The organism is Paenibacillus donghaensis (genome assembly GCF_002192415.1).
GTDB classification, from domain to species: domain Bacteria; phylum Bacillota; class Bacilli; order Paenibacillales; family Paenibacillaceae; genus Paenibacillus_AQ; species Paenibacillus_AQ donghaensis.
In genome coordinates this window covers 5,999,057-6,011,944 of sequence record NZ_CP021780.1, presented here as the reverse complement: position 1 = coordinate 6,011,944, position 12,888 = coordinate 5,999,057, and the positions used below count along the sequence as shown (strand labels likewise).

General features: G+C 52.8%; 12 protein-coding genes. 8 read left to right on the top strand and 4 right to left on the bottom strand.

Annotated elements, in window-relative coordinates:
- The first annotated feature begins 6 nt into the window (after positions 1-6).
- Entirely contained in the window at positions 7-801 is a 795-nt protein-coding gene (locus B9T62_RS27270; RefSeq protein WP_087918150.1) for an alpha/beta fold hydrolase, read from the top strand.
- A gap of 177 nt (positions 802-978) precedes the next feature.
- Here B9T62_RS27270 and B9T62_RS27265 read toward each other — a convergent pair whose 3' ends face one another.
- Positions 979-2,280 (bottom strand): MFS transporter, encoded by a 1,302-nt coding sequence (locus B9T62_RS27265; RefSeq protein ID WP_425436707.1) that lies wholly within the window; start codon positions 2,278-2,280, stop codon positions 979-981.
- Complete coding sequence (locus tag B9T62_RS27260; protein WP_087918148.1) at positions 2,261-2,818, bottom strand: winged helix-turn-helix domain-containing protein; 558 nt, start codon at positions 2,816-2,818, stop codon at positions 2,261-2,263. Before B9T62_RS27260 ends, B9T62_RS27265 begins: the two co-directional genes overlap by 20 nt.
- A gap of 560 nt (positions 2,819-3,378) precedes the next feature.
- On the opposite strand from B9T62_RS27260, the gene B9T62_RS27255 reads away from it, so the two are divergent.
- From B9T62_RS27255 to B9T62_RS27240, 3 genes are all read left to right on the top strand, one after another.
- On the top strand, positions 3,379-4,047 hold the full coding sequence (locus B9T62_RS27255) for a DUF6483 family protein (RefSeq protein ID WP_087918147.1): 669 nt from the start codon (positions 3,379-3,381) through the stop codon (positions 4,045-4,047).
- 14 nt (positions 4,048-4,061) lie between these two features.
- Positions 4,062-5,252, top strand: coding sequence for a class I SAM-dependent methyltransferase (locus tag B9T62_RS27250; protein ID WP_087920443.1), 1,191 nt, complete (start codon positions 4,062-4,064; stop codon positions 5,250-5,252).
- Between the two features lie 1,025 nt (positions 5,253-6,277).
- The gene (locus B9T62_RS27240) at positions 6,278-8,722 is read left to right on the top strand and encodes an O-antigen ligase family protein (protein ID WP_245864081.1); all 2,445 of its coding nucleotides are present in this window, start codon (positions 6,278-6,280) and stop codon (positions 8,720-8,722) included.
- Between the two features lie 517 nt (positions 8,723-9,239).
- Here the strand turns inward: B9T62_RS27240 and B9T62_RS27235 are convergent.
- Both B9T62_RS27235 and B9T62_RS27230 read right to left on the bottom strand, forming a co-directional pair.
- A complete protein-coding gene (locus B9T62_RS27235; protein ID WP_169834441.1) occupies positions 9,240-9,893 on the bottom strand; it encodes an SdpI family protein in 654 nt (217 codons plus the stop codon).
- 2 nt (positions 9,894-9,895) lie between these two features.
- Positions 9,896-10,174: an autorepressor SdpR family transcription factor gene (locus tag B9T62_RS27230; protein WP_087918144.1), complete on the bottom strand. Its 279-nt coding sequence runs from the start codon at positions 10,172-10,174 to the stop codon at positions 9,896-9,898.
- A 260-nt stretch (positions 10,175-10,434) separates the two neighbouring features.
- Here B9T62_RS27230 and uptA point away from each other — a divergent pair, with 260 nt between their 5' ends.
- From uptA to B9T62_RS27210, 4 genes are all read left to right on the top strand, one after another.
- Entirely contained in the window at positions 10,435-11,052 is a 618-nt protein-coding gene (uptA, locus tag B9T62_RS27225; RefSeq protein WP_087918143.1) for an undecaprenyl phosphate transporter UptA, read from the top strand.
- A complete protein-coding gene (locus B9T62_RS27220; RefSeq protein WP_087918142.1) occupies positions 11,049-11,615 on the top strand; it encodes a thioredoxin family protein in 567 nt (188 codons plus the stop codon). Before uptA ends, B9T62_RS27220 begins: the two co-directional genes overlap by 4 nt.
- A 3-nt stretch (positions 11,616-11,618) precedes the next feature.
- Positions 11,619-12,248: an MBL fold metallo-hydrolase gene (locus tag B9T62_RS27215; RefSeq protein ID WP_087918141.1), complete on the top strand. Its 630-nt coding sequence runs from the start codon at positions 11,619-11,621 to the stop codon at positions 12,246-12,248.
- Positions 12,249-12,548: 300 nt separating this feature from the next.
- Complete coding sequence (locus B9T62_RS27210; protein WP_087918140.1) at positions 12,549-12,878, top strand: hypothetical protein; 330 nt, start codon at positions 12,549-12,551, stop codon at positions 12,876-12,878.
- Positions 12,879-12,888: the final 10 nt, after the last annotated feature.

Here is a 12,888-nt window from a genome sequence, read left to right as displayed (position 1 = left end):
ATGGCCATGGAAACCGTTCGTTGTGAAGGAAGTAACTTGTGCTACAGTGATCAGGGCAGCGGTGATGTCATTGTGCTGCTGCACGGATTCTGTGGAAGCGCGGAATACTGGGAACATGTAGTTCCTTTCTTAAGCGGCAGCTACCGTGTGATTGCACCCGATCTGCGCGGGCACGGTTCCTCGGATGCCCCGCTTGGCGCTTACAGCATAGAGCAGATGGCAGATGACGTTGTTACTCTGCTGGATGCGCTGGAGGTTCAGGAAGCGATTGTACTAGGCCACTCCCTTGGCGGCTACATTACGCTGTCCTTGGTCCAACGTTATGCTTCCAGGCTGAAGGGTTTTGGCCTGATTCATTCAACCGGTTACCCGGACAGTGACGAAGCGAAGGAGAAACGCCTTGCCAGTATCGGCAAGATTCAGAATGAGGGCATTACCGCCTTCGTGGATGGGCTGGTTCCGGGGTTATTCGCACCGGCTACTGTTGAGAACTCCCCGCTATTGGTGGATCGGGTGAAGGAGATCGGCTACAGAACTCCGCCTCATGGGGCGGTGGGAGCGGCTATGGCGATGCGCGAGCGTCCCGACCGCCGGGATGTGCTGTCTTCCAGCGAGCTTCCGGTATTGCTTGTGGCCGGCGCTGAAGATACTCATGTTACACCGGAGCGAATCTTCACTACAGACAAGGCTAATGTGACCCAGGCGACCATTTCCGGCGCAGGCCATATGAGCTTGTATGAGGCTCCGCAGCAGCTGGCTGAGATTCTCAAGGATTTCGCTCTGGCTACCGTAACGAAATAGCTGTGGATTGTTGAACAGCAATTATATGAAAAGGGGTGTCCCAAATGCCATGAAATGGCTGCTTGGGGCCCCTTTTTCTTTTGGAGCTAGATCGATGTTTGCCCTTGGTGTGGACGCTCCGCGAACGGACCGTTGTTCCAATCGCTGTTGTCTCCAGATTTTATTTATTTCCCAATCTTATTGAAACCGGCGGATAGCCGGTATGCTTAACACAAATGTTATACAAGCCATGCCGATTCCGGCAAAGATCGCAATCGTGGCTACGCCGCCAATAAGATCGGCGAGCCAGCCGACAAGAACATAACCTAACGGCAGCAGCGCGAAGGAGCCTAGCATATCGAGGCTGGCTACCCGGCCAAAGGCCTCCTGTGGCACCAGCTCCTGCAGGCTGATTTCCCAGATCAGCCCGAATATCATCAGGCCGAATCCTTCTACGGCGAACAGGGCAATCGCACCGCTTGCCGTCTGGGCGAACGGGAGCAGCAGCAAGGCCAGTCCGCTCAGCAGTGCCCCGCCATAGGCCATCAGGCCGCGGTGTTTCCATACCGGCCGCATGCCGAATAACAGTCCGCCTAAGATCGCACCCACACCGGAGAAGGTGACGGCAAGCCCGTATAGATAAGGGGGCCAGCCGTGGTGAACCTTGAACAGCCAAGGTACGAGAATAACGGTAATTCCCCCATAACAGATATTAACGAAAGAGAAGGCCAGTATGGTAATCCACAGCCACGGATGGCTGCGCAGCACGGCAATGCCTTCCTTGAAATCCGCTCTCCAGTCGGCTTCGGCTTCGGGTACCACTATTCCGGTGCTGTCTGCGGGCGCTGCTGGCTGCTGCGGCAGCAGCTTCAAGGCCAGCACCCTGCGCAGATAAACCAGGCAGACCAAGGAGAGCAGATAGGTCAGGGCATCCAGACCAAACCCGATGCCTGCGGAGAGGTGGGTGACCAGCAGCCCCCCTAATGCAGGGCCAATTAATCGCACGGTTTGTGTGCTCATTTGGGTCAGGGAGTTGGCGGCCACACGGATATCGGCTGTAAATACTGTAGCACGCATAGCGGCATAAGCCGGCTGAAACAAGCCGTCCAACATCCCGTAGAAGCCGATCAGAACCATCAGCACAGGAATGGAGAGCAGGCCGGATAAGGAAAGTGCAGCGGTGGACAGCATAATAACAAAGCGCAGAATATCGGCAAGCATCATGATCCTTACGCGGTCATGACGGTCTACGATATGCCCGGCAATCGGCAGCATGATAATATTGGGCAGCATATAAACTGCCATTACAAATCCCATAATAGTTGTCGAGCCGGTCAGTGAATAGACCAGCACCGGCAGAATAACCATGGTCACCGAGCTGCCCAGGAAAGAGATCAGATGAGCCAGCCATAGAAAAGGAAAGGCACGCGAGCGGGTAAAGGGAGCGGCGAATCCTTGCAGGGGATTATAGCTGGCGGATTTAGTCGGTGGGGTCGGCATCATGCTGCGGCTCACCTCCTGCCTCGGCATGCCCGTTCGCTATACGTCCCAGAGAGACTTCGATGCCATACTCTGCTCCGTGAGTAACCTTGGATTCCCAGGAGGTGATCAACTGCTTCATCTCCTCCTGAAAAGCTGCCAGCTCACTGTCCGATAAGGTTAATCTGGTTGTAAAGCGTTCCACAAGATCATCCTCGCGGAACCGGAGCCCACTGAAGCTCTCCGCACGGAACAGCGTTGCTTTGGAACGGTAGAACTTCTGGATAATGCCCCCTGAGGCTTCGGTGCGCACCAACTCGAGCAAGCCGCCCTCGAACAGCTTGGCGATGTGATAGTGAATATTGCCCGGAGTTTTGCCCAGCTTGTCGGCAACCTGCTTGGAGGTTAAGGCTTCTCCGGCAAGGGCATGCATAATTTTGATCCTCAGGGAACTTTCCAGCAGCTTGTCCTGTTCGGCAGTAATTTGCAGGGTGTCAGCCGTGTGCAGCAGCTCCGGATGCAGCTGCGTGTCTGGGGAAGGGGACTGATGGTCGGACAATGAACTGACCTCCTTGATAAGTTGATTGGTGACTAATAATCCGTAGTAAGATCCGTAGTAAGATCCGTAGTAAGATCCGTAGTTAATAATCCGTAGCTATATCCGATCTGTAATCCAGATCATTCTGTGATCTAGTTTAATCTTTGGGACTTATGGCTGTCAAGCAGACTTATTAAAGCCAGCAGATGCTGTCAGTAGCGTATGGCTTGGGAATGGTTTAAGATTAAAGAAGTCTAACGTTACTAGTTAGGCTTGGTATGCTAAGTACATCGAAATTAGATGTAAATCAGCACTTAATTCCGCCCTTTTGTGGGAATATAAAGAAATAAGTGTCGAAAGTGCAACTAAATCCATACGCAGGAGGGGGTTTACACTCAAATGAGCTGGATTAGTTGCAGATTTGCACTTAATCCTCCCCAGTTGGCGATTCAGCTATATTTAGTTGCACTTTCGCATTAATTGCACTATAGTTCCAGAACACTCTCCAAAGATCTTTGCTATTCCCAAGTTGTAACAGTCTAACATCTATAATTACGGCTATGGAAAAGGGGTGGGCACACATGTTCCGGAGAGACTATATTGTTCGTATGATCGAAGACATGACGGCAATGGTAGCCAAGGTACTCACGCTCAAGCAGGAGCGCAAAACTACAGAAGCTTTGTGGGAGATTGATGAGCTGCTGAACCGGCATTTTCGGCTGAATTCCCGTCTGCTGAATTCACTGTCCGTGGAGGACATTATTGATATGTACCGTCTGGGCAACGTTGTTGAGTCCGACCGGCTTCAGGGCGTGGCGAAGCTGTTGAAGGAAGAAGCCGATATTTATAAGCTGAATGATGATCTGAATCAGGCCTTGTTCAGAAATATGAAGGCACTACATCTGTATTTGTACGCGGATCTTCATGGAGCCGACCGGGAGCTAATGAGCCTGCCGGAAGATTTGAATGCGCTGCTGCAGGAGCTTGAACCTTACCGTTTGCCCGTGAAAACAGAGCGGCTGCTGCTGGGTTATATGGAATCAGCAGGCAGATACAGCAAAGCTGAGGATAGTCTCTATCGGCTGCGTGAGCAGGAGGAAGATGTCAATCAGGAAGGGCTTGAGTTATATGAGCGCCTGCTGCGGAAGGACCCTGCCAGCCTGGAGCAGGGCGGTCTTCCGATTAACGAAGTGAAAGAGGGATTAGAGGCGTGGAAGAAGCTCGCCGTACAATCCGGCACAAGATTTTAAATACTGAAAGCGAGATGTTTGCTGTGGAATCATTACAAGCCCTTATTGAACAAGTAATTAGCGACCGCACTTTGATTGTGGCTACTCTGAGCCAGCAGCGCAGCAAAGGGGAATCCTCCCCCAGCAAGGTGCAGATTAAGCCGGTGGAATTGAAGGGCAAGCTGCATTACCAGTTTGAGTCCTATATCGGAACGAAGGTGGAGCACCTCAATATAGCTGCCGAAGAGGCTGCCGCCCAGATGTTCTCCCTGTTAAATGACACCTTCCGACAAGGCCTGCTGTGTACGGTCGAAGCGGATTATCAGGTGCTGATCAGCAAGAAATCGAAGGTGTCCATCCTGACCAAATCGTCAACCAAGAAAGAAATGCCTAATCTGGCCCACAACCGCCGCAAGCGTTATGTGCTGGAGGATGGCAAGCCGGTGCCGTTTCTGGTGGAGCTGGGCATCATGAGTAGTGAAGGCAAGGTGCTGGCCAGAAAATATGATAAGTTCCGCCAGATCAACCGTTTTCTGGAGATGGTGGAGGATGTGCTGGATGATCTGCCTGCCGGAAGACCGTTAACCATAGTAGACTTTGGCTGCGGTAAATCCTATCTGACGTTTGCTCTATATCATTATCTGGCTGTGCGTGAGAAACGGGAGCTTAACATTGTTGGTCTGGATCTTAAGCAAGATGTCATTGAGCACTGCAGTGCGCTTGCCGTCAAGCTTGGGTATGACCGGCTGCGTTTTCTGGTGGGAGACATTGCCGATTATAACGAGCTGGAGCAGGTGGATATGGTTGTTACGCTCCATGCCTGTGACACAGCAACAGATGCTGCCCTTGAAAAAGCGGTGCGCTGGGGCGCTTCGGTCATTCTTTCCGTACCGTGCTGCCAGCATGAGCTGTTCGCTCAAGTGGAGAATGAGCTGCTGAGCCCGCTGCTATCGCACGGAATTCTGAAGGAACGTTTCTCCGCGCTGGCGACCGATGCCATCCGCGCCAAGCTGCTGGATCTGATGGGATACCGCAGCCAGTTGCTGGAATTCATCGATATGGAGCATACTCCGAAGAATATCCTGATCCGCGCTGTCCTGAGTCCGGGTGGAGATCAAGCTGCGCGATGGCAGGAGTATACAGCCTTCCGCGATTTCCTGGGTGCCCGTCCGTATCTGGAACGGGTATGTGCCGACCTGCTTCCGCAGGAAGCAGCCGTGCAGTAGTAACCGAAATAATAGCTGGCCTTGAAGCAGCAGCTTCGGTCCAGCAGGGTTGTAGAAGCCGGATTTCCAATCCGCGAGCGGAATCCCTGACATGGTGTGCTTAGGCTGTCATCGCAGATTCATTATAGGGAATCAAACACGCAGCTACTGGATCACAACCTAAGTCCTCCAAGAATATAGTAGCGAAACTGGTTACTATTTAGGACCCCAGCCATCCCCAAGTAGGTTTGCGCCTTCGGAGTAGTACAACAGAGGTGGCTATGTGGAAAAACTACCGTTAATACCTGGCTCATGCTCGATTGTCGTGGCTTATAGGGAAAAGTTACCACTACATCGTCCATTTAGGGCTTTTCGGAGCGGATAGGACCTCATTAGTGGTAAAAATTCCCTATAAGCTCACCAGAACGCCCAACCTTCGTCCAACTAGCGGTAGAATTTCCCTATCATCTCTCACTGGACCTAAGTAGTAACCGAAAACGCATCTAATTTCGGATTTTGAACGTTAAACAAGCATTCTTCCTCGAAAATAGTTGCAGATTCGGTTACTGATTAGGACCCCATAGGAAAGGAGCATCAAATTTTGATCGCCACATCAGTCCAATCACGGAATTAGTTGCGAATCTGCATCTAATTCACCGATTTTTCCCGTTTTGAAGCAAATAAGTGCCATAATGCACTTAATTTCCGATTCTGAGCGCTGAACAAGCAATTTACTCGTAATTAGTTGCATATTCGCACTTATTTGCCCGATGTCATCACTTCCGGCAGAAATTAGGTGCACTTTCGCATCTAATTTCTCTAAACGCTCTAACTTTCCCAATATGCTCAGCAAAAAGACCAATGCTTGTAATTTTATTCTATTTAAAACTACGTGTTTCGGCTCAGCGCGCTCAAACCTTCTTACCGAAGGCAGAGTTCTAAATAGTAATACCAAGAATAAGAGGACGGACCTTTCTGTGGAGAGGAACGTCTTTTTTTTTGCGGAATTAACGGAATAGCCTGCATTACTGTTGGCGGAGCTGTTATTGGGCAACAATGGAAATAACAATAAGCAATGGGGATGTGCGGATGCGGGGGGCTACATGATGTATGGTCTACGGACAGGAACGGCCTGTATATGTGCAGGAATGGTTTTTATGGCTGCGGGGGCGGCTTGTATGTTGCGCGGATTCTTTTTTACTGAAGAAATGTATGGATTTCTGGCTGTCTGGTTTGTGCTCTGTGCCCTGATTGCTTATCTTAGGGTGATTGGGCGGAGCATGGAGAAGAACGTGGATACAGCAGCCTGGAAGGCCGAATCTCTTCAAGCAGGCGCTGTATTCAGCAAGCCGCACCACGCAGCGGTGTTGATGACATGCGGAGCTGTTATTGTTGCCTTGTTGTATCTGCTACATGTCGTGAGTGGAGCACGGTCTCTTCAGCGTACGATGGAGGAGCTGCTGCGCTGGTGCTTCTATGCCAGCTTCATTTGCATTGCCGGGATTGCCATGTCCAATCGGCAGCTATACCGTGCAGTGCAGGCCGCCTGGCATCTGCTGGGCTTGGCATTAAGCCTCAGCGCTCTGCTTGCAGTCTGCGGTGGACTTCGCCTGCAATTTGCCATCGCCTACAGCTCCTCGCCCGCAGTATCAGCCAGCGGCGCCCGGCTTGCCGGACTGCTGGAGTACCCCAACACCTTCGGCGCGGTCATGGCCGTATTCCTGCTAGAGCGGCTGTTCGCCGTGGCGGAGGAGTGGGGAGGGCGTGCTGGTGGAGCGGTCAGGGGTGGCAAGGCACAGGGCGGTGGAACTGGAAAGGGAGTGGGGAATACAGATGCTGGGCAGGGGGCGGGAAGCAAAAGCGCCGGACAGCATCTGAGCAGAAGCAGTGTGCAGGAATCGGGTGTCAGAAGTTCTGGGCAAGGAGCGGGAAGCAAAAGCGCTGGACAGCATCTGAGCAGAAGCAGTGTGCAGGAAGCGGGTGTCAGAAGTTCTAGGCAGGGAGCATGGAGCAGCGGCGCCGAGCAGGGAATAGAGAGTAGTAGCGTCGTTCAGGGAGCGGGAAGCAGAAGCGCCGTGCTGCTGCGCAGCCTGCCGCTGTTCCCGTACGCGGCCGCGCTGCTGCTCAGCGAGTCGCGCGGCGCATGGCTGGCCGCCGCCGCAGCCGCGGCGGCCGTGCTGCTCGCCAAGCGGCGGCTGATCGCGCCGCTTGTAGCCACAGGCGCCGCGCCCGCTGCCGCCGCGGCGCTGCTCTACCGCCAACTGGCCCGTGCCGGGTTGGCGGTGGAGCCCTTACCCGGCCTGCTGGCGCTGGCCGGGTGCTGGGCCGGCGCGCTGCTGGCCGGCCTGTGGCTGTGCCGCCGCTGCCAGCGCAGCGCGGCGGGCAGTGCCCGCGCCGCGCTGGCAGCGGCGCTCTGCTGGACGGCGGCGGGCACCGCCGTCCTACAGCAGGTGTACGCGCGCATCGCCGGACCGTCTCCGACGGCCTCCGCGCGCGGACTGTTCTACCGCGACGCCTGGCAGCTCGCGGCAGAAGCGCCCTGGCTGGGGCAGGGGGGCGGGACCTGGCGGAGCGCGTATCTCGCGGTCCAGTCACGCCCCTATGTCGGCAGCCAGGTGCACAGCGGTTATCTCGACCTCCTGCTGAACCTGGGAGTGTCTGGAGTGGCCGCCGCTGGACTGCTGCTGCTGGCGGCGCTCTGGCTTGTCAGTGCTTCGCCGCGCTTGCTGGCGCCCGCGCTGGTGATTCTGCTGCACAGCGCCGTGGATTTCGACTGGAGCTACGGTCTGGTCTGGCTGCTGCTATTAGGGCTGGCGGCCGCCGGGGCCGCGAAGCTGCAGCATGGCCAAACGATTCTTCCGCCAAGGAAACGATCAAGTGGTTGGAGGATTGCAGATCATTTGAGGATATTCGCCGCTTATGGCGTCTGCCTGCTGCTGTCGCTGCTGTGCCTGCGGGCGGAGACGGCACAGCAGCTGTACACCAGGGCGCTGCAAGCGTCACATCAAGCGGAAAGCACGGCATGGCTGCGGCAATCGCTGGACTGGAACCCGCTGCTTCCGCAAACGGCCACTGCGTTAGCACGGCTGCTCCCAGCAGAGGAGAGCCTGGTCGTGCTGCAGCGCGGGCTGGAATACTCCCCGCAGAACGCTGCGCTAAGCTGGGAAATGGCACGTCAGCTATGGCAGGGGGAACAACCGGGTCCGGCGCTTTACTGGGTCCGGCGCAGCCTGCAGTTGGACAGATACAATGTGCAGAAGCATTTGGCTGCGATTGAAGGCATGCTGGGTATGGCGGAACGCAAGCGGGCTGAGGGGGAGGAGCGGGCTGCGATGAACGCCGCAGCGGCAGGGACAGAATTGCTACGTCAATACCGCCTGCTTGCTGTCGAGGAGGGTCGCAGAGGGAAGCAGCATAATGACCGCTATTTTGGAGACCGAGAAGAAGCCGTCAGTTTGCACCGGCGGCTTGTGGTATTTCTTGAAGTATAAGAATTTATAGGTTTCACGCCATAAATTATCCTTCTATTTCCCGCAGAAACCGACAACGTCACTTACAGAGGACTGCGAAGCTGTTTCTTCTTGAAGTATAAGAATTTATAGGTTTCACGCCATAAATTATCCTTCTATTTCCCGCAGAAACCGACAACGTCACTTACAGAGGACTGCGAAGCTGTTTCTTCTTGAAATATAAGAATTTATAGGTTTCACGCCATAAATTATCCTTCTATTTCCCGCAGAAACCGACAACGTCACTTACAGAGGACTGCGAAGTTGTTTCTTCTTGAAATATAAGAATTTATAGGTTTCACGCCATAAATTCTCCTTCTATTTCCCGCAGAAACCGACGACGTCACTTACAGAGGACTGCGAAGCTGTTTCTTCTTAATTTATAGGTTTATCGCAGAAACCGTTGTCGCCTCTTACAGAGTACAGCAATGCTGTTGCACCTAATTCTTTATTCTTCTCTTTTGCTTAAACTGCCCGCAGCTCCTGTTGTGCCGCCATGTTAATCGCGGACAATCCGCGATACCTGCCAGGAGTAGACAATAGGCGTTGGAATGGCAAGGAATAGCGAAGCAATAATTAGAACGAGGGCAACAGTCCCGGACAGCAGAGCTGCGAGTATGATCAGCAGTCCGGCTATCACCCAGAGAGTCCCGGATATTCTGTGCGTTCTGCGCCAGACCTCAGGGCTGTTCAGGGTCCAGGGCGTTCGTATGCCAAACAGATAATTATCCTTCACCTGCGGCAAAAAGTTGCCGATAACCATCAGCAACAGCCCCGCCCCAATCAATGAAAACTTGGCTATATTGGGTGCTCTGCCGAGTCCGTGCAGCACAGAAACTACAAGCATAAGATTCAGCAACACACCAACCATCAGCCGGGTCATGGCATAGGCATTTTCGAATTTTTTGTAATTTTCGCGTTTGGGGTCCATTCTGCGGGTGAGCTGAAGCAGCAGCGGAAGCAGAATCCCGACGGTTCCCCATACACCGATAGCCAGCTCTTTGTTCCAGGTTCTGTTTACCTGGCCTTTGATTCCGAACTGGACCGGAAGGCGGTCGGGCAACTTGCTGTAATTCAACAGTGCGAACAGCACCGCAGCCAATCCGACCAGCACAATCAGTGTGTCCTGCCATTTCCATCGGATATCCTTCATCCTCATTCAGCCTCCTTGGGTTTACCTGTACCTGTCAGCTCCAGCAGCCAGCCCGCTACTTCCTCAAGCACGGTGGTGTTGAGTGAATACATGATGAATTGTCCTTGCCGTTCATCCTGGATCAGGTTGGCATGTTTTAAGGCATTGAGGTGATGGGAGATACTTGGCTTTGACATATTGAAAGAATCGGCAATCTCTCCCGCAGTGCGGTCTTTCTCACGGAGCAGCCGGATAATCTGGCGGCGGGTAGGATCGGCCAGTGCTTTGAAGGAATCGTTCATGGGTCACCTCAATTCGATATTTAAATAAACATCTAAATATATAATATCATTCTGATTTTAGGGCTGTCAATCCATGGATTGGTCTATTTTGCCGCAGCAGCCGCAGTCTGGCTTAGAAAGCAACATCTCTTCCGCAACTAGAAGTGTTAAGCACGCTTGTGCTAGAATAGGCTAAGAGAAATGGGATACATAGAACGGAAGCGGCATAGCCCTACATACGGACGCGCCGCGTTCGCTAACTACGGGAGGAGGTGCTAATTATGCATTATATTTCTGAGCTGATCTCGTTGTTGTTTGAATGGATCCAGAGTCTTGGCTATTTCGGTATTATGATTGGACTTATGATTGAGGTAATCCCCAGTGAGATTGTGCTGGCTTATGGCGGCTATCTGGTATGGGACGGTCAGATTAACTTTTTTGGCGCGGTGCTGTTTGGTACAATCGGCGGAGTCATTGCCCAGATCTTTGTGTACTGGATTGGCCGTTACGGCGGCAGACCGGTGCTGGAGAAATACGGCAAGTATATATTTATCAAGAAGAAGCAGATCGACAGCTCGGAAGAGTGGTTCAAAAAGTACGGAACGGGCGTGATTTTTACCGCACGTTTTATTCCTGTGGTGCGTCACGCGATCTCGGTTCCGGCCGGAATCTCCCGGATGCCGCTTGGCAAGTTCACTTTGCTTACTACGCTCGCAGTTATTCCCTGGAGTGCTTTATTCGTATACCTGGGCATGACTTTGGGCAACAAGTGGAAGGATATCGATGAGGTGGCCGCTAAATATACCCACGAGATTATCCTTGTTGCGATAGCTCTAATCATCCTTTATTTTGTGTTCAAGTGGTATAAATCCAAGAAGAAAAGAGGCAGCGCACTATGAAGCAGAATGTAGCCGGCAAGTTTGGGCAAGGACTATCGCCCCGTCAATTTGTAGAAGGTATGACACGCAACCAGCAGGCTTTTGAAGCCTGGTATGAGAAATTCAGCTGGGAAGACGAGGATGACAAACAATATTTCGAAAGCTTGAACCACCGCGATGATATCCGGGTGCTTATTCTGGCAGCAGATTGGTGCGGTGACGTGGTGCGCAATGTTCCGGTGGTCTTCCGTGCACTGGAAACTGCGGGCATTAAGACAGAGGTACTGATTCTTGAGGATAACCAGGAGCTTATGGATGACTTCCTCACGATGGGCGGAAGAGCCGTGCCAATCGTGATTTTTGCTGATACCGGCGGTTATGTGCTTGGCCACTGGGGTCCGAGACCGGAACATGTGCAGAGTCTGATGAATGCCTTCAAACAGGAGAATCCTGACCGTGAGGCACCCGATTATGAGCCCAAGATTGCCGAAGTCCGCAAAGCTATGGGTCAAGCCTACGGGGAGGGAACGGAATCACACGCTGTTATCGTCAAAGAGCTGCGCAGTCTGATCTCCGAATTCTAAGTTATGCTGAATGTACGCTCTTACAATCTTGGCCCGCTCCAGACCAATGCCTACCTGCTGACCGGCAGCGATCCAGCCAAAGGGATTATTATTGATCCCGGGATGAATCCGGCTGCGCTGGTGCGGAGCATCGAGGGTATGGATATTGAAGCTATTCTGCTGACCCATGCCCATTTTGATCATATGGGCGGTGTGGATGAAATCCGCAAAGCCAAGAAGTGTCCGGTTTATTTGCATCCACTGGAGAGTGAATGGCTCAGCAGTCCTAAGCTGAACGGCTCACTGCAGTGGCCGGATGTGGCACCCCCGCTGTCGACGGATCCGGCGGAGTATGACCTCGCCGAAGGCCAGACCCTGAACCTGATCGGACATTCCTTCCGTGTCCTTCATACCCCGGGGCATTCGCCGGGAAGTGTCAGCTTCCTGTGCGGGAATGATCTGTTCTCAGGGGATGTGCTGTTCAAGCTCGGCGTTGGCCGTACTGACCTGCCAGGCGGGAGAGAACGAGATTTGGTAGACTCTTTACGCGGCAAGCTTTATAGGCTGGACGAAGAGGTGAAGGTATATCCGGGCCATGGCTCACGGACAACCATTGGATTTGAACGGGTCCGTAATCCTTATGTAACGCTCTAATCCGCTCTAAACATCCATAAGACGACAAATAGCGGCAATAGTGGATAGACAAGCGGATACAAACTTGCTACAATAAGGTTAATTAAATGTAACATTTACCTCGCGAAGCACGCAGACTGTGGGATCACCCCGGTTTGCGTGCTTTTTTTGTCTATATACAGCTATATAAGATGAACTTAAGAATGGAGTAGTGGAGTTGCCAGGAAGCCTGATGCTTAGGGATTTCTGGCAACTCCGTATGTAACATTCTTAAGTTCACGTTCTATATACATAGGTTTTTAAGCTGGGGGGAGTAGCAGGGTGGAACGTGACAGCAAATACCTTTTGGATTATGGGCATGATGGTAAGGATCAGGCATGGAAGCCATTTTGCAGCACCCGCTGCCGCTTTTTTGCCTGTTGTACGGGAAGAGGCGGCTTTTGTGCATCTGTAGAGCGAAGAGAGCTGCTGACGGAAGCGCAGCTTGTGAAGGATGTGCGGATTCTGGAAAGCGCTGAAGCCTATTCAACGGAATCTTCGGCAGCCAAGACGCTGCCAGGTGCAAGCTCTGCACTGCTGTTCTGGAAGTTTCCGGGTGGCTTAGGCCATGTTCAGCCCTGGCGGCGCAGACTGTGGGAGCTTAAGAAATAAATTATTTAAC